This window comes from Paracoccus yibinensis, assembly GCF_030846195.1.
GTDB classification, from domain to species: Bacteria; Pseudomonadota; Alphaproteobacteria; order Rhodobacterales; family Rhodobacteraceae; genus Paracoccus; species Paracoccus yibinensis.
Window position 1 is genome coordinate 343,613 of sequence record NZ_JAVCWH010000002.1, and the last position, 22,117, is coordinate 365,729.

21 protein-coding genes are annotated in these 22,117 nt (G+C 66.1%); 14 read left to right on the forward strand and 7 right to left on the reverse strand.

The genetic code is table 11. The features are described 5' to 3' along the window. The first annotated feature begins 10 nt into the window (after positions 1–10). The 12 genes from xylB (at position 11) to RAH32_RS05370 (ending at position 12,412) form a co-directional block, all read left to right on the forward strand. The gene (gene xylB / locus RAH32_RS05315; protein WP_306605820.1) at positions 11–1,462 is read left to right on the forward strand and encodes a xylulokinase; all 1,452 of its coding nucleotides are present in this window, start codon (positions 11–13) and stop codon (positions 1,460–1,462) included. A 140-nt stretch (positions 1,463–1,602) separates the two neighbouring features. Further along, positions 1,603–2,577 carry a tripartite tricarboxylate transporter substrate-binding protein gene (locus RAH32_RS05320; protein ID WP_306605822.1) on the forward strand — a complete coding sequence of 325 codons (975 nt, stop codon included), beginning with the start codon at positions 1,603–1,605 and terminating at the stop codon, positions 2,575–2,577. A gap of 51 nt (positions 2,578–2,628) precedes the next feature. Beyond that, positions 2,629–3,093 carry a tripartite tricarboxylate transporter TctB family protein gene (locus tag RAH32_RS05325; RefSeq protein ID WP_306605824.1) on the forward strand — a complete coding sequence of 155 codons (465 nt, stop codon included), beginning with the start codon at positions 2,629–2,631 and terminating at the stop codon, positions 3,091–3,093. 9 nt (positions 3,094–3,102) lie between these two features. After that, positions 3,103–4,611, forward strand: a complete 1,509-nt coding sequence (locus RAH32_RS05330) for a tripartite tricarboxylate transporter permease (RefSeq protein ID WP_306605826.1) — start codon at positions 3,103–3,105, stop codon at positions 4,609–4,611. A gap of 20 nt (positions 4,612–4,631) precedes the next feature. Then, positions 4,632–5,594: a Bug family tripartite tricarboxylate transporter substrate binding protein gene (locus tag RAH32_RS05335; protein WP_306605828.1), complete on the forward strand. Its 963-nt coding sequence runs from the start codon at positions 4,632–4,634 to the stop codon at positions 5,592–5,594. Positions 5,595–5,671: 77 nt separating this feature from the next. Continuing rightward, the gene (locus RAH32_RS05340; protein ID WP_306605830.1) at positions 5,672–6,655 is read left to right on the forward strand and encodes a DUF808 domain-containing protein; all 984 of its coding nucleotides are present in this window, start codon (positions 5,672–5,674) and stop codon (positions 6,653–6,655) included. Between the two features lie 166 nt (positions 6,656–6,821). Continuing rightward, positions 6,822–8,135, forward strand: coding sequence for a sn-glycerol-3-phosphate ABC transporter substrate-binding protein UgpB (ugpB, locus tag RAH32_RS05345; protein ID WP_306605832.1), 1,314 nt, complete (start codon positions 6,822–6,824; stop codon positions 8,133–8,135). A gap of 54 nt (positions 8,136–8,189) precedes the next feature. Then, entirely contained in the window at positions 8,190–9,068 is an 879-nt protein-coding gene (ugpA, locus tag RAH32_RS05350) for a sn-glycerol-3-phosphate ABC transporter permease UgpA (RefSeq protein WP_306605834.1), read from the forward strand. Beyond that, entirely contained in the window at positions 9,068–9,916 is an 849-nt protein-coding gene (gene ugpE, locus RAH32_RS05355; protein WP_306605836.1) for a sn-glycerol-3-phosphate ABC transporter permease UgpE, read from the forward strand. The genes ugpA and ugpE overlap by 1 nt, the downstream gene beginning before the upstream one ends. Before the next feature lie 6 nt (positions 9,917–9,922). Next, positions 9,923–10,927, forward strand: coding sequence for a sn-glycerol-3-phosphate ABC transporter ATP-binding protein UgpC (gene ugpC / locus RAH32_RS05360; RefSeq protein ID WP_306605838.1), 1,005 nt, complete (start codon positions 9,923–9,925; stop codon positions 10,925–10,927). Positions 10,928–10,994: 67 nt separating this feature from the next. Continuing rightward, positions 10,995–12,095 (forward strand): M4 family metallopeptidase, encoded by a 1,101-nt coding sequence (locus RAH32_RS05365; protein WP_306605840.1) that lies wholly within the window; start codon positions 10,995–10,997, stop codon positions 12,093–12,095. Between the two features lie 35 nt (positions 12,096–12,130). Further along, positions 12,131–12,412, forward strand: coding sequence for a protealysin inhibitor emfourin (locus RAH32_RS05370; protein ID WP_306605841.1), 282 nt, complete (start codon positions 12,131–12,133; stop codon positions 12,410–12,412). A gap of 83 nt (positions 12,413–12,495) precedes the next feature. Here the strand turns inward: RAH32_RS05370 and RAH32_RS05375 are convergent, their stop codons facing one another. From RAH32_RS05375 to RAH32_RS05405, 7 genes are all read right to left on the reverse strand, one after another. Next, entirely contained in the window at positions 12,496–13,554 is a 1,059-nt protein-coding gene (locus RAH32_RS05375) for a DUF475 domain-containing protein (RefSeq protein WP_306605843.1), read from the reverse strand. Between the two features lie 79 nt (positions 13,555–13,633). Next, on the reverse strand, positions 13,634–14,596 hold the full coding sequence (locus tag RAH32_RS05380; RefSeq protein WP_306605845.1) for a magnesium transporter CorA family protein: 963 nt from the start codon (positions 14,594–14,596) through the stop codon (positions 13,634–13,636). A 112-nt stretch (positions 14,597–14,708) separates the two neighbouring features. Beyond that, complete coding sequence (locus RAH32_RS05385) at positions 14,709–14,912, reverse strand: CsbD family protein (RefSeq protein WP_306605847.1); 204 nt, start codon at positions 14,910–14,912, stop codon at positions 14,709–14,711. 69 nt (positions 14,913–14,981) lie between these two features. Beyond that, positions 14,982–15,929 (reverse strand): 2-hydroxyacid dehydrogenase, encoded by a 948-nt coding sequence (locus RAH32_RS05390; RefSeq protein WP_306605849.1) that lies wholly within the window; start codon positions 15,927–15,929, stop codon positions 14,982–14,984. After that, the gene (locus RAH32_RS05395; RefSeq protein ID WP_306605851.1) at positions 15,929–16,261 is read right to left on the reverse strand and encodes a tRNA-binding protein; all 333 of its coding nucleotides are present in this window, start codon (positions 16,259–16,261) and stop codon (positions 15,929–15,931) included. Before RAH32_RS05395 ends, RAH32_RS05390 begins: the two co-directional genes overlap by 1 nt. Continuing rightward, a complete protein-coding gene (gene proC / locus RAH32_RS05400; protein WP_306605852.1) occupies positions 16,258–17,070 on the reverse strand; it encodes a pyrroline-5-carboxylate reductase in 813 nt (270 codons plus the stop codon). The genes RAH32_RS05395 and proC overlap by 4 nt, the downstream gene beginning before the upstream one ends. Before the next feature lie 35 nt (positions 17,071–17,105). After that, entirely contained in the window at positions 17,106–17,609 is a 504-nt protein-coding gene (locus tag RAH32_RS05405; RefSeq protein WP_306605854.1) for a type III secretion system chaperone family protein, read from the reverse strand. A 204-nt stretch (positions 17,610–17,813) separates the two neighbouring features. Between RAH32_RS05405 and RAH32_RS05410 the strand changes: the two genes are divergently transcribed. Then, positions 17,814–18,680, forward strand: coding sequence for a threonine-phosphate decarboxylase (locus tag RAH32_RS05410; protein WP_306605857.1), 867 nt, complete (start codon positions 17,814–17,816; stop codon positions 18,678–18,680). Between the two features lie 102 nt (positions 18,681–18,782). Then, a complete protein-coding gene (locus RAH32_RS05415; protein WP_306605859.1) occupies positions 18,783–22,115 on the forward strand; it encodes a transglutaminase family protein in 3,333 nt (1,110 codons plus the stop codon). Positions 22,116–22,117: the final 2 nt, after the last annotated feature.

Below are 22,117 nucleotides of genomic sequence, written 5' to 3' on the forward strand. Positions count from 1 at the left end.
GGGAGGAATCATGAGTTTTCTGGGAATCGATCTTGGCACATCCGGCTTGCGCGCCCTGCTGGTGGACAGCGGCGGCAGGCCCATCGGCGCGACCGAACGGCATTATCCGGTCAGCCATCCGCATTCCGGCTGGTCCGAACAGGACCCGGCCCACTGGATCGCGGCGCTGGATGCCGCAGTGGCGGAACTGCGCGACCGCCACCCGGAATTCTCCGCCCTGCGCGGCATCGGCGTGGCCGGTCACATGCATGGCGCGACACTGCTGGACGCCGATGACCAGGTGATCCGCCCCTGCATCCTGTGGAACGACACCCGCAGCCATGCCGAGGCCGCTCGCCTTGATGCCACCCCCGGCCTGCGCGACCTGTCGGGCAATATCGTCTTTCCCGGCTTCACCGCGCCCAAGCTGGAATGGGTGCGCGAGCATGAGCCGGAAAACCACGCCCGCATCGCCCGCGTGCTGCTGCCCGCCGCCTTCCTGAACCTGTATCTGACCGGCGAACACGTCACCGACATGTCGGACGCGGCTGGCACGTCCTGGCTGGATACCGGGGCGCGCGACTGGTCGGACGCCTTGCTGGCGGCGGGCCACATGCGCCGCGACCAGATGCCCCGCCTGGTCGAGGGGTCGGCCCCTGCCGGACAGTTGCGCGGCGATCTGGCGCAAGCCTGGGGGCTGTCGCATCCGGTGGTGGTGGCGGGCGGCGCAGGCGACAACGCCGCCGCCGCCTGCGGGATCGGCGCGATGGCCGAGGGTCAGGGCTTCGTGTCGCTGGGCACCTCGGGCGTGCTGGTGGCGGCGCGGGACGGCTATCACCCGGCGCCGGAAACCGCGCTGCACACGTTTTGCCACGCGGTTCCCGACACCTGGTATCAGATGGGGGTGATGCTGTCGGCGACGGACAGCCTCAACTGGCTGTCGCGGATCACGGGCGCCTCGCCCGCCGACCTGACCGCGCCCTTGGGTAATGATTTGCGGGCACCGGGCGCGGTGCGGTTCCTGCCCTATCTGTCGGGCGAACGGACGCCGCACAACGACGCGGTGATCCGGGGCGCCTTCACCGGGCTTGGATCGGGGACCACGCGCGACGACCTGACCCGCGCCGTGCTGGAGGGCGTGGCCTTCGGCCTGCGCGACAGCCACCAGGCGCTGCGGGAAACCGGCGCGCGGCTGGACCGGATGATGGCCATCGGCGGCGGCGCGCGGTCGCGTTACTGGCTGCGCGTGATCGCCACGACGCTGGACGTGACCCTGACCCTGCCCGCCGACGGCGAATTCGGCGCGGCCCTGGGCGCGGCGCGGCTGGGCATGGTCGCGGCGGGCGCGGGCAGCGTGGCCGATGTGATGACCGCCCCCGACATCATCGAGGAAATCGCGCCCGATACCGACCTGCGGGACCGCTTCGACAAGGCTTACGGCATGTTCCGCGCGTCCTATCCCGCCATCCGGGCGGTGCAATAGATCCGCATCGCCTGGCGCAGGCATCCGGTCGCCACGATCTCCAGGGGGTAAAAAAAGCATTGTGCCCTGTCAGGATGCTGTCGCAATCTGATCCCAGCATGACGGCCGCGTAAGCGCCGCATCACAGTCTGGGAGGACACATGACCGCTTCGAAACTGCTGGGCGCCCTGTTCGCCGCAACGATCCTGACCGCGCCCGCCTTCGCGCAGACCTATCCCGAACGCCAGATCACCATGGTCGTGCCGTTCTCGGCCGGGGGGCCGACCGACACGGTTGCGCGGCTTGTCGCCGAACGCATGTCCGAAGACCTGGGCCAGCAGATCGTGATCCAGAACGTCGGCGGCGCAGGCGGCACGCTGGGGGCGTCGCAGGTCGCCAAGGCCGAAGCCGACGGATACACGGTGCTGCTGCACCATATCGGCATGGCGACGTCCGACACCCTGTATCGCAACCTGCCCTACGAGACGCTGGACGCCTTCGAATATGTGGGCCTCGTGACCGAGGTGCCGATGGTCGTCACCGCCCGGCAGGATTTCGAACCCGCGGATTTCCCGGCCTTCGTCGAATACGTCAAGGCCAATGCCGATTCGCTGACGCTGGCCAATGCAGGCATCGGCGCGGCCAGCCACCTGTGCGGGATGCTGCTGATGCAGGCGCTGGAGGCGCCGCTGGTGACGGTCCCTTACAAGGGCACGGGCCCGGCCATGACCGACCTTCTGGGCGGACAGGTGGACATCATGTGCGACCAGACCACCAACACCACCCAGCAGATCAAGGCGGGCACGATCAAGGCCTATGCCGTCACCACGCCCGAGCGGCTGGAGCTGTTCCCCGACCTGCCCACCGCCGCCGAATCCGGGCTTGAGGCGATGCAGTTCGGCATCTGGCACGGCATCTATACCCCCAAGGGCACCGCGCCCGAGATCAACCAGCGTCTGTCGGAATCGCTGCAGAAGGCCCTGGCCGACGAAGGCGTGGCGAAGGCCATGGCCGACCTGGGCACCGCCCCCTCGTCCGCCGAGGACGCCACCCCCGAGGCGCTGAAGACCAAGCTGGAGGAGGAGATCGCCCGCTGGAAGCCGGTCATCGAGGCCGCGGGCGTTTACGCCGACTGATCCACGCGCCCGCCGCCCTTCCGGCGGCGGGTTTTCCGACAGGGGGGAACCATGTCCACGAAACCGAAGGACGGCACCGACATCGCGGCGGGCCTGCTGTTCATGGCCATTGCCGCGTTCTTCGCCTGGCAGGGACTGGGGCTGGAGATGGGCACCTCGATCCGCATGGGGCCGGGCTATTTCCCGATGGTCCTGTCGGCCATCCTGTTCCTGCTGGGCGCGGTGATCCTGTTCAAGGCCTTCGGGCGGCCCGACGACGAACCCATCGGCCGCTTCGCCTGGCGGGGCATCCTGTTCATCCTGCCCGCGCCGATCTTCTTCGGCCTGACCGTCAGGGGGCTGGGCTTCGTGCCCGCGCTGTTCTTCACAACGCTGATCGCCAGCCAGGCCTCGGTGCGGATGCGCCCGCTGCCCGCGCTGATCCTGGCGATCGCCGTTACCATCATGTCCACGCTGATCTTCAGCTATGGCCTGGGGCTGCCCTTCCGGCGCTTCGGTCCCTGGCTGCCGCTGTAAGGGGCGACCATGGATCTGCTTTCCAACCTTGCCCTGGGGTTCGGCGTCGCCTCTTCGCTGGCGAACCTGGCCTTCTGCCTGATCGGCGTGCTGCTGGGCACGCTGATCGGGGTGCTGCCGGGCATCGGCGCCACGGCGACCATCGCCATGCTGCTGCCGATCACGTTCCAGCTTGAGCCGGTGTCGTCGCTGATCATGCTGGCCGGCATCTATTACGGCGCGCAATACGGCGGCTCGACCACGGCGATCCTGATCAACATGCCGGGCGAAAGCTCCTCCGCCGTGACGGCCATCGACGGATACCAGATGGCGCGAAACGGCCGGGCGGGCACCGCGCTTGCCACCGCCGCGTTGGGGTCGTTCTTCGCGGGCAGCGTGGCGACCTTCCTGGTGGCGATCTTCGCCCCGCCCCTGACCACCATCGCGCTGAAATTCGGCGCGGCCGAGTATTTCAGCCTGATGGTCATGGGCCTGATGATGTCGGTGGCCCTTGCCCATGGATCGGTGCTGAAGGCGCTTGCGATGGTGGTGCTGGGCCTGCTGCTGGGCATGGTCGGCACCGATGTCTATACCGGCGCGCCGCGCTTCACGATGGGCATGAACCAGTTCGCGGACGGGCTGAACTTCGTGGCCGTTGCCGTCGGCGTCTTCGGCATCGCCGAGATCCTGCGCAACCTGGAAGACGAACACGACCGCCAGGTGATGACGAAGAACATCACCCGCCTGTTCCCCAACCGTGACGAATTCCGCCAGATGATCGGCCCGGTGCTGCGCGGCACGGGCGTGGGATCGGTCCTGGGCATCCTGCCCGGTGGCGGCGCGATCCTGGCGGCATTCGCAAGCTATACCGTTGAAAAGAAGCTGTCCAAGAATCCCGAGGAATTCGGCAAGGGCGCCCTGGCCGGGGTCGCGGGGCCGGAGAGCGCCAACAACGCGGGCGCGCAGACCAGCTTCATCCCCCTGCTGACGCTGGGCATCCCGGCGAACCCGGTGATGGCCTTGATGATCGGGGCGATGATCATTCAGGGCATCGTGCCGGGGCCAAATGTCGTGACCGAACAGCCCGCGCTGTTCTGGGGCATCATCGCGTCGATGTGGATCGGCAACCTGATGCTGGTGGTGCTGAACCTGCCGCTGATCGGGCTGTGGGTGAAGCTGCTGACCGTGCCCTACTATGTGCTGTTCCCGATCATCATGGCGATGTGTTCGATCGGGGTCTATTCGGTCAACTCGAACCCCTATGACCTGTTCGCCGTCGCCTTCTTCGGGCTGCTGGGCTATGTCCTGTCCAAGCTGCGCTGCGAACCCGCGCCGCTGCTTCTGGGCTTCGTCCTTGGCCCTCTGCTGGAAGAAAACCTGCGCCGGGCGATGATCCTGTCGCGCGGCGACCCCACCACCTTCGTGACCCGCCCGATCAGCGCAACGCTGCTGCTGCTGTCGCTGGCGATCCTGGTTCTGGTCTTCCTGCCCCAGATCCGCAAGCGCCGGGACGAGGTCTTCACCGAAAGCGACGCCTGAACCCCAAGGAGGAAAGAACCATGCCATCCATCACCCGCCGGATCCTGCTGGGATCGGCCCTGGCCCTGGGCCTTGCCGGGACCGCCGCCGCCGAATTTCCCGAACGCCAGATCACCCTGGTGATCCCCTTTGCCGCCGGGGGGTCAACCGATGTGGTGGGCCGCATCGTCGCCGAACGGATGAGCCAGGAACTGGGCCAGCAGGTCGTGGTGCAGAACGTCGGCGGCGCGGGCGGCAGCCTGGGGGCGCAGCAGGTGGCCCAAGCCGAACCCGACGGATACACGATCCTGATGGGCACGGTGGCGACCCATGCCCTGAACCCGTTGATCCTGAAGCAGAAGCCCTATGACCCGCAGGCGGATTTCGCGCCCGTGTCGCTGCTGGTGCTGGTGCCCAATGTGCTGGCGGTCCATCCCGACGTGCCCGCCCAGACCGTGCAGGAACTGATCGACCTGGCCAAGGCGGAACCGCTGGCCTATGCCTCGTCCGGCAACGGCACGCCGCTGCACCTGTCGGGCGAACTGTTCAAGGCCATGGCAGGGGTCGAGATCGACCATATCCCCTACAAGGGATCCGGCCCCGCGCTGACCGACGTGCTGGGCAACCAGGTGCCGATCATCTTCGACAACCTGCCCTCGGCTTCCGGCCATATCAGCAGCGGCAAGCTGCGCGCGCTTGGCGTGACCACGGCGGAACGCGCACCCAGCTTCCCCGACGTTCCCGCCATCGCCGAAACCCTGCCGGGATATGAGACCTACAGCTGGAACGCCCTGTTCGCCCCGGCAGGCACCCCGCCCGAGGCGATCGAGGCGCTTGCCGCCGCAGCCAAGACCACCATGGCCGATCCCGCCGTGGCCGACCGCATGGCCGAGTTTTCCGCCACCATCGTCGCCTCGACCCCCGACGAACTGGCCGAGCATGTGAAGGCCGAGATGGCGAAGTGGGAGCCCGTGGTTCGCGATGCCAACGTCAGCATGGATTGAACCAACCGGCTTGACAGGTGTTTCAATGGGCGCGGCCCGCAGGACGGGCCGCGCACGACATAGCCAAAGAGGGATGGATGAGCGGACTTCTGGCACTTCTGGACGATGTGGCATCCATCTCGAAGGTCGCGGCAGCATCGATCGACGACGTGACGGGACAGGCGGTCAAGGCCGGGGCCAAGGCGGCGGGCGCGGTGATCGACGATGCCGCCGTGACGCCGAAATACGTCCACGGCTTCGACGCCAGCCGCGAAATCCCGATCGTCTGGAAGATCGCGCGCGGATCGCTGTTCAACAAGCTGGTGATCCTGCTGCCCGTCGCGCTGCTGTTGTCGCAATTCGCGCCCTGGGCCATCCCCCCGCTTCTGATGCTGGGGGGCGCCTATCTGTGTTACGAAGGGGCCGAGAAGGTCGCCTGCGCCCTGGGCCATGGCGACACGCACGCAAGCGAAAAGCACACCCATCCCGAAACCGATGGCGCCGCGCTGGAGGAACAGCGGGTGGCAGGCGCGATCAAGACCGACTTCATCCTGTCGGCGGAAATCATGACGATCGCGCTGTCCACCATCCCGGCGACCGATACGATCTGGATGCGCGCGCTGATTCTGATCGTGGTGGCGGTGGGCATCACGGTCGCCGTTTACGGCTTTGTCGCGCTGATCGTGAAGGCCGACGATGTGGGCGTCCATCTGGCGACGCGGCAGAACGGCCTGTCCTCGGCCGTCGGGCGCGGCATCGTCAAGGTGATGCCGGGTTTCATGAAGGTCCTGACGGTCGTCGGCACGGCCGCGATGATCTGGGTCGGCGGGCAGATCGTCCTGCACGGGTTCGCCGAACTGGGCTGGTCCGCCCCCTATGACTGGATCCACCACCAGGCCGAGGCCGCGGCCCATGCCGTCCCGCAGGCGCCCGGCCTTGTGGCCTGGGCCGTGACGGCCTTCTTCGACGGCATCTTCGGGCTGGTCCTGGGGATGATCCTGATCCCGATTGCCCACCACATCATCAACCCGCTGTTGCAGGCGACCGTCGCCCCGCTGATGGCGCGGCTGCGCGGGGCCTGACGGGGCGCTTCGCGAAGTGCGCAAAATTCGTGAATGGGGGCGATGGTTTGGAAAGATTGACCAACTGGTCAAAGGATGTCACCTTCCCGTCATACGGATGTTGCGTTCGCGTCATCTCGGCCGGTTAGGCCAGCCGCGAAACGCAACTCCACAAGGGAGGAATATCATGAACAGACTTGTTACGGCGTCCGCCATGGCGCTGATCGCGTCGCTGTCTGCCGCGAATGCGCAGACCGAGATCCAGTGGTGGCACGCCATGGGCGGCGAGCTGGGCGCGAAGCTGGAGGAAATCACCAAGGGCTTCAACGACAGCCAGGACGAATACACGATCGTGCCGTCCTACAAGGGCACCTATCCCGAGACGATGACCGCCGCGATCGCCGCCTTCCGTGCGCAGCAGCAGCCCGCCATCGTCCAGGTGTTCGAGGTCGGCACCGGCACCATGATGGCCGCCGAAGGCGCCATCGTCCCGGTCCACCAGCTGATGGAGGAACAGGGCGCCAATTTCGACCCGCAGGCCTATCTGCCCGCCGTGGTCGGCTATTATACCGATACCGGCGGCAACATGCTGTCGCTGCCCTTCAACAGTTCGACCCCGATCGTCTATTACAACAAGTCGGTATTCGAGAAGGCCGGGCTGGACCCGAACACGCCGCCGAAGACCTGGGCCGAGCTTGAGGAATTCAGCAAGAAAATCAAGGAATCGGGTGCGGCCGATTGCGGCTTCACGACCCAGTGGATCAGCTGGATCCAGACCGAGAACCTGTCGGCCTGGCACAACCAGCCCATCGGAACCGAACAGAACGGCTTTGGCGGCACGAACGCACGCCTGACGCTGAACGGGCCGGTCCAGGTCAAGCATTGGGAAAACCTGAAGCGCCTGTCCGACGAAGGCATCTTCAAGTATGGCGGCCCGGTGGGCGGCGACAACGCGGCGCCGATGTTCTATTCCCAGGACTGCGCCATGTACATGGCAAGCTCGGCCAGCCGGGCGGGCGTCCTGGCCAATGCCAAGGACTTCGAGGTCGGCTACGGCATGCTGCCCTATTACGACGATGTCGAGGGCGCGCCGCAGAACTCGATCATCGGGGGCGCCTCGCTGTGGGTGCTGTCGGGTCGCCCGGACGAGGAATATGCCGGCGTGGCCAAGTTCTTCGAATACCTGTCCACCCCCGAGGTTCAGGCCGACTGGGCGTCCTTCTCGGGCTATCTGCCGATCACGCAGGCGGCGATGGACCAGATGGGCACCTTCTATTCGGAAAATCCGGGTGCCGACACCGGCATCAAGCAGATCACGCTGAACGAGCCGACCGAAAATTCGAAGGGCCTGCGCTTTGGCAACTATGTCCAGATCCGCGGCATCATCGACGAGGAGTTCGAGCAGCTTCTGTCCGGGTCCAAGGATGCGCAGGGTGCGCTTGATGCCGTGGTGGAACGCGGCAACGCGCTGATCGCCGAATTCGAGGCGCAGAGCCAGTAACGCACCGACGGGGCCGCGCCGTCGCGGCCCCATTCCTTCCGAAAAGGCAAGACGATGAAGCGCACCCTGTTCCGCAACCAGTTGCTGCCCTGGCTGCTGCTGGCGCCGCAACTGGCGATCACCTTCATCTTCTTCCTGTGGCCCGCGGCCCAGGCTGTGCGGCAAAGCTTCCTGCGCCAGGACGCCTTCGGCATCAACACCACCTTCGTGGGCCTGTCGAACTTCGAGGCGCTGTGGAACAGCCCGGAATACCTCAATTCGCTTCAGGTCACGGCGGTCTTCGCGGTGCTGGTCACGGTGCTGTCGATGGGCTTCGCCCTTCTGCTGGCGGTGGCGGTGGACCGGATGATCCGATCGACCAGCGTCTATACCACGCTGTTGGTCTGGCCCTACGCGGTGGCCCCGGCGGTCGCGGGGATCCTGTGGTGGTTCATCTTCAACCCCACCATCGGCGTGATGCCTTATTTCCTGGACGCCGTCGGCTATGACTGGAACCACATCAGTTCCAAGACCGATGCCATGACGCTGGTGGTGATCGCCTCCGCCTGGAAGCAGATCAGCTATAACTTCCTGTTCTTCGTGGCAGGGCTGCAATCCGTGCCCGCCAGCCTGCGAGAGGCCGCCGCCATCGATGGCGCGGGGCCGGTGCGACGCTTCTTCGACATCACCGTTCCGCTTCTGTCGCCCACGACCTTCTTCCTGCTGGTCGTGAACATCGTCTATGCCATGTTCGACACCTTCGGCGTGATCGACGCCACGACCGAGGGCGGCCCGGCGCAGGCCACCAACATTCTGGTCTACAAGGTCTATTTCGACGGCTTCGTGGGGCAGAACATGGGGTCTTCGGCGGCGCAATCGGTGATCCTGATGCTGATCGTGATCGCGCTGACGGTGGTCCAGTTCCGCTATGTCGAAAAGAAGGTGGCCTATTGATGATCGAGAACCGCCCCGGCCTGAACCTTCTGGCGCACCTGACCCTGATGCTGGGGGTGGCGGTCGTCGCCCTGCCCGTCTGGGTGGCCTTTGTCGCATCGACCCATACCGCGACCGACTTCATGTCGGGCACGATCCCGCTGTGGCCCGGCCCGCACCTGATCGAGAACTACAGCCAGATGCTGGGCGCGGGCGTCTCCACCAGCGGCACGCCCCCGGTCGGCACGATGATGTGGAACAGCCTGGTCATGGCGCTGCTGATCGCCTGTGGCAAGATCGCGATCTCGATCACCTCGGCCTTCGCCATCGTCTATTTCCGCTTTCCGCTGCGGCAGCTGGCCTTCTGGTGCATCTTCATCACCATGATGCTGCCGGTCGAGGTCCGCATCGTGCCGACCTTCCAGGTGGTGGCCGACCTGGGGCTGCTGAACAGCTATGCAGGCCTGTCGATCCCGCTGATCGCGTCCGCCACGGCGACCTTCCTGTTCCGGCAGGTCTTCCTGACCATCCCGGACGAGTTGACCGAGGCCGCGCGCATCGACGGCGCCGGGCCGATGAAATTCTTCCGCGACATCCTGCTGCCCTTGTCGCGGACCAATATCGCAGCCCTGTTCGTGATCCTGTTCATCTATGGCTGGAACCAGTATCTGTGGCCGCTGCTGATCACGACCAGCAGCGACTATTACACCATCGTCGCGGGCATCAAGCGCATGGCCGACGCAGTGGACGGGCTGCCGCAATGGCATCTGGTGATGGCGACCGCCATGCTGGCGATGCTGCCCCCCGTTGCCGTTGTGATCGGGATGCAGCGGCTGTTCGTCAAAGGTCTTGTCGAGACGGAGAAGTAGGAAGACATGGCATCAATCATCCTCGACAAGGTCGGCAAGGTTTATGCGGGCGGCACCCGCGCCGTGGGCGATGTCAGCATCGACATCGCGGACGGAGAATTCGTCGTCTTGGTTGGGCCGTCCGGCTGCGGCAAGTCCACGCTGCTGCGCATGGTCGCCGGGCTGGAATCGATCAGCGAAGGCACGGTCCGCATTGGCGACCGCGTGGTCAACGACATCGAACCCGCCGACCGCGACATTGCCATGGTGTTCCAGAACTATGCGCTTTATCCGCATATGTCCGTGCGCCAGAACCTGGCCTATGGGCTGAAGAACCGCCGCACGCCCAAGGCGGAAATCGACAAGCGCGTGGCCCAGGCGGCGGAAATCCTGCAAATCGGCCCCTATCTGGACCGCAAGCCCCGCGCCCTGTCCGGCGGCCAGCGTCAGCGCGTCGCCATGGGCCGCGCCATCGTGCGCGAACCGGCGGCCTTCCTGTTCGACGAGCCGCTGTCGAACCTGGACGCCAAGCTGCGCGTCACCATGCGGCTGGAAATCAAGGAATTGCAGCGCCGTCTGCGCACGACCTCGATCTATGTCACGCATGACCAGCTCGAGGCGATGACGCTGGCCGACCGCCTCGTGGTGCTGAACGCGGGCCGGATCGAACAGATCGGCACCCCGCTGGAGGTTTATCGCAAGCCCGCCTCGACCTTTGTCGCCAGCTTCATCGGCAGCCCGGCCATGAACCTGATCAGCCGCCGCGCGGTCCCGCACCTGCCCGGCACCGACCATGCCGGAACCATCGGCATCCGCCCCGAGGATCTGACCGTCGCCCCCGATGGCCCTCTGGAGATGGAGGTTCTTGCGGTCGAGGAACTGGGCGCGCAACGCCTGGTTCACGGCCAGACCGGAGGAGAGCGGCTGACCGTGACCATGCCCTCGGGCGAGGCCCTGCCCGAATACCTGCGGCTGGCCTATCGCCCCGGATCGCTGCACCTGTTCGACGGCAAGGGGCTGCGCATTGCTTGATGTTCTTGTTTTGTTCATGACTTGCCCGTGCTAGGATAAAGCGAGTTTCCAGAACGGGATTCGCCTCATGTGCTTTTTATTGAACAGTTCGCACCACCATTCGATCCATTGCATCGTTCCCCCCTATATGCTGCGGGTGCTGGCCCTGCGGGGCGATCCCAGGACGGCGGAAATGGCCCGGACGTTGCTGAAGCAGACGGAAAAGCTGCGCGACGAACGCGCCGAACTGACGCGGGCGGGCCTGCCCCCGGACCAGCCCCTCGGCGGCGCCTATGCCACTTCCGCCGTCACGCCGGCGAAGGATCTGTGCTGTCCCGACCGTCGCATCCACGATGGCCAGTTCCGTGCCGCGCTGCCCGGCAAGCTGGTCCGGTCCGAAGGCCAGGATCCGACCGGCATCGCAGATGCCGACACCGCCTATGACGCGGCGGGACAGGTGTTTTCCCTGTTTGCCGAAGAATACGGCCGCAATTCCCTGGACGGCGAAGGGATGCCGCTGATCGCCACCGTCCATCACCGCCGCGATTACAACAACGCCTTCTGGAACGGCACCCAGATGGCCTATGGCACCGGCGACGGCAAGATCTTCCGCACCTTCCTGGAACTGTCGGTGATCGGACACGAAATGGCCCACGGCGTCATCCAGCATTCCGGCGGGCTGATCTATGAAAACCAGTCGGGGGCGCTGAACGAAAGCATCGCCGATGTCTTCGGCTCCCTCGCGCTGCAACGCGCCCTGGGACAAGAGGTGCATCAGGCCGACTGGCTGGTCGGCCGCGGCATCCTTGGCCCCGGCATCAACGGCGTGGCCCTGCGCAGCATGAAGGCGCCGGGCACCGCCTATGCCGACGACCTGCTGGGCCAGGATCCGCAGCCGTGGCACATGGATCATTTCGTGACGACCACGGATGACAACGGCGGTGTGCACATCAATTCGGGGATCCCGAACCACGCCTTCTATCTGTTCTGCGCCTATCTCGGCGGGCGGTCCTGGGAACTGCCGGGCCGGGTCTGGTATCGCGCGTTGCAGACGCTGAACAATCCCATGGCCAGCTTTTCCGACTGGGCGGACCAGACCATGGATTCGGCCATCGAGCTTGCCGGCCGCGGCAGCATCGAGACGGTGATGCTGCGCCGTGCCTGGAAACTTGTCGGAATCGCGATCTAGGCCTAGATTCCCCGTATCAGCGGGGGATCATCGCCATGATCATCGAAATCGCGGCGCAGGGTGGCTTTGGCGGCATGGCCGCCGCGCGGCTGCGCAAGACCATCGACGTGGATGACCAGCCCGAACAGATGCGCCAGGAGTTGTGCGATGCCTTCGGACCCGACGAGCTGGCACGCCTGGCCCGCCAACCCTGCGGCGCCTGCGCCGACCGAATGACCTATCGCATCACCGTGACCGAGGATTGCGAAAGCCACAGCTTCACCCTGCACGAACAGCAGATCCCGCCCGAGATGCTGGACCTGATCGACCAGATGTAAAAGGCGCGGATCGGGCCGCATCCTTTGCCTTGGTCGAAATATCCCACAGGGGGACCGGGGGACGTGAAGTCCCCCGGCCTTCGTCAATGCAGCGCCTGCCCCTTGTGCCGGCGGTTCCACATGACCGAATTGATAAAGGCCGCGCCGATGAAGATCGCGCCCAGCATTCCGGTCACGACCTCTGGCAGGTGCCACATGGTCTGGCCGAACATGATGATCGACAGGATCAGGATCGACCAGAAGGCGCCGTGTTCCAGGTACCGGAACTCCGCCAGCGTGCCCCGTTCGACCAGCATCACGGTCATGGACCGCACATACATGGCCCCGATCCCCAGGCCGATGGCGATCAGGAACAGGTTCTGGGTCAGCGCGAATGCTCCGATCACCCCGTCAAAGCTGAAGGACGCGTCCAGCACCTCCAGATAAAGGAACCCGCCCAGGCCCACCTGAGCCGTCCCCCGCGCGGCATCCTGCGCCTGTCCCCAGCGGTCCAGCACATGTCCCAGGGCGTCCACGGCCAGGAAGGTGACGATTCCCCACATCGCGCTGTACATGAACAACTGCTCGTCCCGGACCGGCAGCAGCCAGACGAACAACAGGATGATCACCAGAACGAAGCCGACCTCCATCCCGCGCACCGACCCGGCGCGGCGCAGCGCACGCTCGATCTTGCCGATCCAGTCCACGTCCTTGGACTGGTCGAAGAAGAAGCTCAGCGCGACCAGCATCAGGAAGGCGCCGCCGAAGGCCGCGATGGGCAGATGCGCCTCGTGGATCAGGCGCGAATACTCCTCGGGTTCGGTCGCGGCCAGCCGGATCGCCGCCAGCGGGCCGATATGAGCGGCGATCACCACGATCAGCAGCGGGAAGATGATGCGCATCCCGAAGACCGCGATCAGGATGCCCCAGGTCAGGAAACGCCGCTGCCATTTGGGCGTCATTTCCTTCAGCTTGTTGGCATTGACGATGGCGTTGTCGAAGGACAGCGAGATTTCCAGGATCGCCAGCACCACCGCGATCATGAAGAAGGACACGGCCCCTGTCGTGCTGTCGGTGAAGCGATAGCCCAGCCAGGCTGCCAGGGCGATGCCCACGACCGTGACGATCAGCGGCCACCGCAGATAGGACAAGGATGAGCGCATGGACATTTCTCCTTCCATCTGTGACCGACCAATAGGCCGCCGCATTTGGTGCGGCAAGGTCATTCCCGCCGCCCGCCCCCTACAGCCAGCGCTTCCAGCGCAGCACCAGCCAGGTCGCCGCCGCCGTCGCGGCCATCAGTCCAAGGGCCATGGGATAGCCCCAGCGTTCGTCCAGTTCCGGCATCACCTCGAAGTTCATGCCGTAGATGCTGGCGATCAGCGTCGGCGGCAGGAACAGCGCCGCCACGACAGACAGAATGCGCACGGTGTTGTTCTGTTCCAGATTGATCATCCCCAGCGTCGTGTCCACGGCCAGGCTGACGCGCGACCCCAGGAAGTCGGCATGAACCTCCAGCGCCTGAACGTCGCGCAACTGTCCCTTGACCACCGGGCGCAGCCGCTTGGCCTCGGGCTGTTCATCGACGGTGGCCATATAGAAGGCCAGCATCCGCTCGATGGTCAGCAGCGACAGGCGAAGGCGGGCCAGGGCTTCGGCTTCGCGCCCCACCTGGCGCAGGGCCGATTGCAGCCGGTCGCCCTGTCCGCGCGCGGGCCGGGTCTCGAAGATCGAAATGGTCGCATCGTCCAGCAAGCGGCCCGACCCCTCCAGGATGTCGGCCAGCCGGGCGATGATCTCCTCGGCCAGGCCGATGAACAGGCGGTGCGCGGTGGCGCAGCCCAGGGTGGATCGCTCGGCCCGTTCGGGATAGGTCAGGAAGGGCCGGGGGGAATGATGGCGCACCGTCACCAGCCGCTGCGGCGACAGGATGAAGCTGACCGGCATCGTCACGCGGTTGCCGTCGCCCCGTTCGCCCGGCAGCACGGCCGTCATGGTGTCGATCCCCGATTCCCGGTAAAGCCGGTTCGAAATCTCGATCTCCTCCATGTCCGCCAGGGTGGGAACATCCACGCCCAGTTCCCTGAGCAGGGCCGTTTCCTCTTTCCCCGGCGCGATCAGGTCGATCCAGATGGCATCGGACAAGGGGGCGCCCTTGTCCTGCCGGACAATGCGGCCCTGATGGATGACATAGGAATACATCATGGCCGCCTCCGGTCCGGCTCCCAAATCGGGTCCGGCCTTGGTAGCCTGACCATCGGCAAAGAAAAAGGGTGCCACAAAGACACCCCCTTCCATTCATTCCAGGACCTGCGGCCTAGAGCGTGCGGTCACGGAAATAGTCGTCGATGTTGCGCTCGGCCTCGTTCTTGGTCCAGCCGTATTTTTCCTGCAACTTGCCGGCAAGCTGATCCTTGCTGCCGTCCATCCGGTCCAGATCGTCGTCCGTCAGGTCACCCCACTGTTCCTTGAGCGAGCCTTTGACCTGTTTCCATTTGCCCTGAACGATATCCCAGTTCATGCCTGTCTCCTTCGAAGCAGTGATCTGGTGAATTAACATTTGGCAGTCCCGAGGGTTCCTGAGGGCCTTTCAATTCATCTGGTCGTGAGGGTGCTGGCCATCGGAGAAAGCGATCAGGTTGTCCAGCGCCCGCAGGGCCATGGCCGTTCTGGTGTCGTCGGTCGCGGTGCCCAGATGCGGCAAGAGCGTGGCGTTCGGGGCGTCGAGCAGGTCTTGGGGAACCAGCGGTTCGCGTTCGTAAACGTCCAGGCCCGCGCCCGCGATGACGCCGCCGTGCAGCGCCTCGATCAACGCGGCCTCATCCACCACGTCGCCACGGGCGATGTTGACCAGATAGCCCTGCGGCCCAAGCGCGGCCAGTTCGGGGGCACCGATCAGATGCCGCGTGCCGGTCCCGCCCGGCACCGCCAGCACGGCCACGTCGGCCTGTTCCAGCATCGCCTCCAACCCGTCGATCTGGCGGGCGGGGAAATCCAGGCCGGTAACAGTCGAGCGGTTGAAGAACACCACATCCATCCCGAAGCCGTGGTGGCAGCGCCGGGCAATGGCCTGCCCGATGCGGCCCATGCCGACGATGCCCAGGGTCCGCCCAGTCGCATGTCCGCCCAGAAGCTGGGTCGGGTTCCACCCGGTCCACCGGCCTGCGCGCAGGATTCGTTCGCCTTCCGATGCGCGGCGCAGGGTCATCAGGATCAGCATCACCGCGATGTCGGCGGTGGCATCCGTCACCACGTCGGGCGTGTTGGTGACGACGACCCCTGCCGCTTTGGCCGCAGCGACGTCGATATGGTTATAGCCAGCCCCGAAGTTCGCCAGGATCCTGCAACGCGGCTGGCCTGCGAAGGCGGCGGCGGTGAAGGCGTCGCCAAGCGTCGGCATGATCGCGTCGTAATCGCGCAGGGCGGCGGCGGCCTCTGCCTCGGACAGGGGGGTGTTGTCGCGGAAGGTCGCGTCGAAACGGGCGCGGATCGCCTGGGTGGCGCGGGCGGTCATGGGCCTTGTGACAAGAAGCCGCATCAGTAAAGCCTTCCTCCATTCGGGACATCAAGGTCGGGGCGGATCAGCACCACCTCTCCGTCGGGATCGGGGACGCCCAGGACCAAGACCTCGGACCGGACGGGACCGATCTGGCGGGGCGGAAAGTTCACCACGCAAAGCACCTGCTTGCCGACCAGTTGCGCGGGTTCGTAATGCCGCGTGATCTGGGCCGAGGACTTGCGTTCGCCCAAGACCCCCACGTCCAGCCACAGCTTGATCGCGGGCTTTCGCGCCTCGGGGAAGGGTTCGGCGCGCGTGATGGTGGCCACGCGGATATCGACCTTCAGGAAATCGTCGAAGCTGATGGTCATTGCGCCCGCCCAAGTTCACGCCCGCGTTCGGTGGCGGCGGCAATGGTCCGCGCCATCAGGGGCGGCAGGCCGGTATTGGGGTCCATCAGCACGCGCAGCCCCGCCGCCGTCGTCCCGCCGGGCGAGGTGACGTTTTCGCGCAAGACCGCCGGATCCTCGTCCGCGTCAATGGCAAGCGCCCCCGCCCCGGCAACCGTCATGCGCGCCAGCTCCAGCGACAGCGCGGGCGGCAGGCCCTGCGCCTCGCCCGCCTTCGCCATCGCCTCGATCAGGTGGAACACATAGGCCGGGCCGCTGCCAGACAGGCCGGTGACGGCATCCATCTGGTCCTCGTGGTCCAGCCGGACCACGCGGCCGACGGCCCCCATCAGAGTCTGGGCCAGATCCAGATGGGCGGGCGTGGCCAGGGCGTTGCCGATCATGGCGCTGATGCCCTGACCGATGGCGGCAGGGGTGTTCGGCATCACGCGGACGATCGGCGCGCCGGGAAAAGCCGTTTCGAACGTGGCGATCGTGGTGCCCGCCGCCACCGACAGGACCAGCGTATCCGACAGGCTGGGCACGCCGCCCAGGGCCTGCGCCATCATCTGCGGCTTGACAGCCAGAACCAGCACGGCGGGATCTGCGGGCAGGCCGGTGTTCACACGCAGCCCCTTGTCCAGCCATTCGGGCGAAAGATGCGGGTCGATCACCGTGACGGCACCCGGTTCCAGCCCGCGCGCCAGCCAGCCGCGCAGCATCGCCCCGCCCATCCGGCCACAGCCCACCAGCACCAGCCCGCGTGTGTTGAGATCGTCGAAATCGCCCATCCGGCCCCCCTTGTCGCAGTGGGGCCAAGCGCCCCTTATGCCCGTCCGTAGGCCTCGCCCAATGCGATGTCCAGTGCAGCGGCGGGGCTGCTGTTGCCCCAGGCGACCAGCTGGAACGAGGGATAGAAGCGTTCGCAGCTGAGCAGGGCGTTGCTGATCATCTGGTCCACCTGTTCGGCCGATGCCACCGCATCGCCCGCCAGCAGCAGCCCATAACGCCAGACCATCAGCCGCTGCTTGGACCAGAAGGTGAAGCCGCCGTCCCAGACCTGGTCATTGGCCAGATTCATCGTCTCATAGACAAGGGGCAGGCGGTCTGCGGGCGGATCCAGATCGAAGGTGCAGATCAGGCGCAGCACGGATTCGCGCGCAGACCAGGCCAGCGTCAGCGAATAGCTGCGCCACTGGCCCTGGACCACCATGGCAATCTGGTCGTCGGCCAGGCGGTCGAAATCCCAGTCGTGATGGAGAGCCACCGCCTCGACGATGTCGATGGGATGAATCTCATCGGTCGGAATCACTGCTTCCGTTAGCGCCATGTCAGCATCCTGCCTCGGACGGGACGCGATTTCGTGCCGCTGTCCCTTGTTTGCAGAACAAGACCGGGCACGGGTGCCGGAATGTTCCTACAATATATCGTGGGCGTGATTTGGGCCGCTGTAAAGCGAAATTCCCGAAAAGATTGTGGAAAACCTGACTGTCGGCTAAATCGCGCCATCCGGTTCCGACAAGAGGCGAAGGCCATGCCACGCGACCAGGGCGGCGACATCGGTAGGGCGCCAGCAGCGACCGGCGCAGGGGCTTTGATCGACCTGTCCGGGGCCGTCAACCGTCGCCCCTGGCCGGTGCCAGACGACACCGGGAACGCCCCGACGGACCGGCTGGCCGAAGCCGCCGCCCGCTGGTTCGGATGCCTGCCGTCCCAGGTTCTGGCTGTCGGCTCTCCGGCGATGCGGCTGATCCCCCGTCTGCTGCCGGCGGGCCAACAGGTGGCAAGGCGCGGCCCCACCGAGGACATGGCGGGCGCCGACCTTGCCGTGGTAACGAACCCGACCAACCCCGAAGGCCGCGAATGGCCCCCCGAGGCCTTGGCGCACCTGGCGCGCCGTGTCGGGCTTCTGGTCGTGGACGAAAGCCTTGCCGATGCCCGGCCCGACCTGTCCCTGGCGCCTGCCCTGCCCCCGAACGCGATCGTGCTGCGCAGCCTGCGCCCACTCTGGGGGTTGCGGCTTTGCATCGTCCTGGCGCAGCACGCGCATCTCGCCCGCCTGTCCGAAGCGCCGGGCTTCCGGCCCGCCGATGCCCGCGCGCTGCGTCTTGGCACCCTGGCCCTGGCCGACCGGACCTGGGCCGAGGACGCGATCCTGTATCATGCCGAGGCCGCGCTGCGCCTGGACCGCCTTGCCATTCGTGCAGGCTGGCGCCCGGTGGGCGGCACGCATCTGTTCCGGCTTTACGACACCGGCGATGCCGCCGCCGCACAGGAACGGTTGGCGCGGGCGCATGTCTGGACCCGGCGCTTTCCCTCTTCCTCGACATGGCTGCGGCTGGGCATTCCCGGAAGCCATGCCGAATGGGACCGGCTGTCCGACGCCCTGCGCAAAACCTAGGCAAGGCCTCCGCCCCTTGCTGCGGGCGTGCTGCCCCGGCTTTCCTTCTCGCACCCGCTTTCACATTGTGTAAGCTGGCGGCAAGGACAGCAGGGGGACGGCATGTCGATCAAGGCCAGCATCTATCACCTGACGCATTACAAGTATGATCGTCCGGTGATCCTTGCGCCCCAGGTGATCCGCCTGCGCCCCGCGCCGCATTCGCGGACCCGTGTCATATCCCATTCCCTGAAGGTCACGCCCGAAGACCACTTCGTGAACCACCAGCAGGATCCCTTCGGCAACTGGCTGGCGCGCTTCGTCTTCCCCGAGCCCGTGCGCGAATTGAAGATCGAGGTCGATCTGGTCGCGGACATGACCGTCTATAACCCCTTCGACTTCTTCGTCGAGGATGCGGCCGAACACTGGCCCTTCGACTATGCCCCCGACCTGGCCGAGGAACTGGTCCCCTATCGCCAGGCCGAACCCGCCGGGCCGCTGCTGCGTGCGCTGCTGGACAGCATTCCGCGCGAAAAGACCCGCACCGTCGATTTCCTGGTCGCCCTGAACGCACACATCGCGGGCGAGACCGCCTATACGATCCGCATGGAACCGGGCGTGCAGACGCCCGAGGAGACGCTGGCCCTGCGCAGCGGATCGTGCCGCGACTCGACATGGCTGCTGGTCCAGACGCTGCGCCACCTTGGCTTTGCCGCGCGCTTCGTGTCGGGATACCTGATCCAGTTGAAGCCGGACCTTCAGGCGCTGGATGGCCCGTCCGGCACCGCCCACGACTTCACCGACCTGCACGCCTGGGCCGAGGTCTATATTCCCGGCGCGGGCTGGATCGGGCTGGATCCGACATCCGGCCTGCTGACCGGCGAAAGCCATATCCCGCTGGCCGCCGCCCCGCATTACCGCAGTTGCGCCCCCATCAGCGGCATGGCGAGCTTTGCCGAGGTCGATTTCGACTTCGACATGCAGATCCGCCGCGTGGCCGAGCATCCGCGCATCACCAAGCCCTTCAGCGATGACGCCTGGGCCGACCTGAACCGCTTGGGACACCGGGTCGATGCCGCCCTGCGCGACGGCGACGTGCGCCTGACCATGGGCGGAGAGCCGACCTTCGTGTCCATCGACGATTTCGAATCCCCCGAATGGAACACCGCTGCCGTGGGGCCGACGAAACGCCACCGCGCCGACGTGCTGATCCGCAAGCTGCGTCACCGTTTCGCGCCCAACGGTTTCCTGCATTACGGCCAGGGCAAATGGTATCCGGGCGAGACGCTGCCCCGCTGGACCTTCTCGCTCTACTGGCGCAAGGACGGCCAGCCCATCTGGCAGAACCCGGACCTGATCGCCCAGGAAGCGGGCGATGGCGCGGTGACGCCCCTGCAGGCGCAGGAACTGCTGCGGGAAATGGCCACTGAGTTGGGCGTGTCCGACGACAACGTCCTGCCCGCCTATGAGGACCCTGCCGAATGGCTGGTCAAGGAAGCGAACCTGCCCGCCAATGTCAGCCCCGAGAACAGCAAGCTGGAAGACCCCGAGGCACGCCACCGCATCGCCAGCGTCTTCAATCGCGGCCTGACCACGCCTACGGGCTTCGTGCTGCCGATCCAAAGCTGGCAATCGAAATCCGGCATCACCTGGTATTCCGAACGCTGGCGGCTGCGGCGCGGGCATGTCTTCCTGGTGCCCGGCGACAGCCCGGTCGGATACCGCCTTCCGCTGTCCTCGCTGCCGCATCTGCCGGCTTCGGTCTATCCCTATATCAACCCGACCGATCCGACGGTCGAACGCGCGCCGCTGGCCGAACCGGGGGAGATCGCGCCGGATCGCAAGTCCCAGCCGATGGCCAGCTTCGTCGCCAATCAGCCGATCCAGGACGTCGTGCAGCAGGTGCCCGGCGTCGGCGTGCCGGAATTGCAGGGCATGGTCCGCACGGCCCTGTCGGTGGAACCCAAGAACGGGCGGCTCTGCGTCTTCATGCCGCCGGTCGCGACGCTGGAGGAATACCTGGACCTGCTGCGCGCGGTCGAGGCTGCGGCCCTGCGCCTGGACCTGCGCGTCCATGTCGAAGGCTATGCCCCGCCGCATGACCCGCGCCTCAACGTGATCCGCGTGGCCCCCGACCCCGGCGTGATCGAGGTGAACATCCACCCGGCCAGCGATTGGGACGACTGCGTGGCGATCACGCAGGGCGTTTACGAGGACGCGCGCCAGTCGCGTCTTGGCGCGGAAAAGTTCATGATCGACGGCAAGCATACCGGCACCGGCGGGGGCAACCATGTCGTCGTGGGGGGCGCCACCACCAACGACAGTCCCTTCCTGCGCCGCCCCGACCTGCTGGCGAGCCTTATCCTGCACTGGAACCGGCATCCGTCGCTGTCCTACCTGTTCTCGGGCCTGTTCATCGGTCCCACGTCGCAGGCCCCCCGGATCGACGAGGCACGGCACGACGCGCTTTACGAACTGGAAATCGCGCTTGCCCAGATCCCCGCGCCGGACCGGGGCACGCCGCCCCTGCCCTGGCTGACCGACCGGCTGCTGCGCAACATCCTGACCGACGTGACCGGCAACACGCACCGGGCCGAGATCTGCATCGACAAGCTGTATTCCCCCGACGGTCCAACCGGCCGCCTGGGTCTGGTCGAGTTCCGGGGCTTCGAGATGCCGCCCGACGCGCGGATGAGCCTGGCCCAGCAACTGCTGCTGCGCGCGCTGATCGCGCGGTTCTGGCGCGAACCGGCCACGGGCGACCTGACCCGCTGGGGCACCGCGCTGCACGACCGCTTCATGCTGCCCCATTTCGTCTGGACCGATTTCCAGGACGTGTTGCGCGACCTGACCGACCACGGCTTCCCGATGCAGGAGGAGTGGTTCAAGGCCCAGGCCGAGTTCCGCTTCCCCTTCTGCGGCGAGGTCGAGGTCGAGGGCGTCCACCTGGAACTGCGCCAGGCGCTGGAACCCTGGCACGTCCTGGGGGAAACCGGGGCGATCGGCGGGACCGTGCGTTATACCGACAGCTCGACCGAACGCTTGCAGGTCAAGCTGTCCTCGGCCGATCCGTCCCGCTATCGGGTGCTCTGCAACGGGCGCGCGGTGCCGTTGACGGATATCGGGGCAGGCGAAGCCGTGGCGGGGGTGCGCTTCAAGGCCTGGCAGCCCGCATCGGCGATGCATCCCGTTCTGCCCGTCGATGCGCCGCTGACCTTCGACATCTTCGACACCTGGTCGGGCCGCGCCCTTGGCGGCTGCGTCTATCACGTCGCCCATCCGGGCGGGCGCAACTATGACACCTTCCCCGTCAACGGGAACGAGGCCGAGGCCCGCAGGCTGGCGCGCTTCAGCCCCCATGGGCACCGCCCCGGACATGGACACACGGCCCCGCCGGAACGGATCCACCGGGAATTTCCGTTGACCCTGGACCTTCGCCGCGCGGCCGGGGTGTGACG

Bases quoted from the DNA above. Each gene is read 5' to 3' on its own strand.
- xylB (WP_306605820.1), top strand. From the start codon at position 11: ATGAGTTTTCTGGGAATCGATCTTGGCACATCCGGCTTGCGCGCCCTG.
- RAH32_RS05320 (WP_306605822.1), top strand. From the start codon at position 1,603: ATGACCGCTTCGAAACTGCTGGGCGCCCTGTTCGCCGCAACGATCCTG.
- RAH32_RS05325 (WP_306605824.1), top strand. From the start codon at position 2,629: ATGTCCACGAAACCGAAGGACGGCACCGACATCGCGGCGGGCCTGCTG.
- RAH32_RS05330 (WP_306605826.1), top strand. From the start codon at position 3,103: ATGGATCTGCTTTCCAACCTTGCCCTGGGGTTCGGCGTCGCCTCTTCG.
- RAH32_RS05335 (WP_306605828.1), top strand. From the start codon at position 4,632: ATGCCATCCATCACCCGCCGGATCCTGCTGGGATCGGCCCTGGCCCTG.
- RAH32_RS05340 (WP_306605830.1), top strand. From the start codon at position 5,672: ATGAGCGGACTTCTGGCACTTCTGGACGATGTGGCATCCATCTCGAAG.
- ugpB (WP_306605832.1), top strand. From the start codon at position 6,822: ATGAACAGACTTGTTACGGCGTCCGCCATGGCGCTGATCGCGTCGCTG.
- ugpA (WP_306605834.1), top strand. From the start codon at position 8,190: ATGAAGCGCACCCTGTTCCGCAACCAGTTGCTGCCCTGGCTGCTGCTG.
- ugpE (WP_306605836.1), top strand. From the start codon at position 9,068: ATGATCGAGAACCGCCCCGGCCTGAACCTTCTGGCGCACCTGACCCTG.
- ugpC (WP_306605838.1), top strand. From the start codon at position 9,923: ATGGCATCAATCATCCTCGACAAGGTCGGCAAGGTTTATGCGGGCGGC.
- RAH32_RS05365 (WP_306605840.1), top strand. From the start codon at position 10,995: ATGTGCTTTTTATTGAACAGTTCGCACCACCATTCGATCCATTGCATC.
- RAH32_RS05370 (WP_306605841.1), top strand. From the start codon at position 12,131: ATGATCATCGAAATCGCGGCGCAGGGTGGCTTTGGCGGCATGGCCGCC.
- RAH32_RS05375 (WP_306605843.1), bottom strand. From the start codon at position 13,554: ATGCGCTCATCCTTGTCCTATCTGCGGTGGCCGCTGATCGTCACGGTC.
- RAH32_RS05380 (WP_306605845.1), bottom strand. From the start codon at position 14,596: ATGATGTATTCCTATGTCATCCATCAGGGCCGCATTGTCCGGCAGGAC.
- RAH32_RS05385 (WP_306605847.1), bottom strand. From the start codon at position 14,912: ATGAACTGGGATATCGTTCAGGGCAAATGGAAACAGGTCAAAGGCTCG.
- RAH32_RS05390 (WP_306605849.1), bottom strand. From the start codon at position 15,929: ATGCGGCTTCTTGTCACAAGGCCCATGACCGCCCGCGCCACCCAGGCG.
- RAH32_RS05395 (WP_306605851.1), bottom strand. From the start codon at position 16,261: ATGACCATCAGCTTCGACGATTTCCTGAAGGTCGATATCCGCGTGGCC.
- proC (WP_306605852.1), bottom strand. From the start codon at position 17,070: ATGGGCGATTTCGACGATCTCAACACACGCGGGCTGGTGCTGGTGGGC.
- RAH32_RS05405 (WP_306605854.1), bottom strand. From the start codon at position 17,609: ATGGCGCTAACGGAAGCAGTGATTCCGACCGATGAGATTCATCCCATC.
- RAH32_RS05410 (WP_306605857.1), top strand. From the start codon at position 17,814: ATGCCACGCGACCAGGGCGGCGACATCGGTAGGGCGCCAGCAGCGACC.
- RAH32_RS05415 (WP_306605859.1), top strand. From the start codon at position 18,783: ATGTCGATCAAGGCCAGCATCTATCACCTGACGCATTACAAGTATGAT.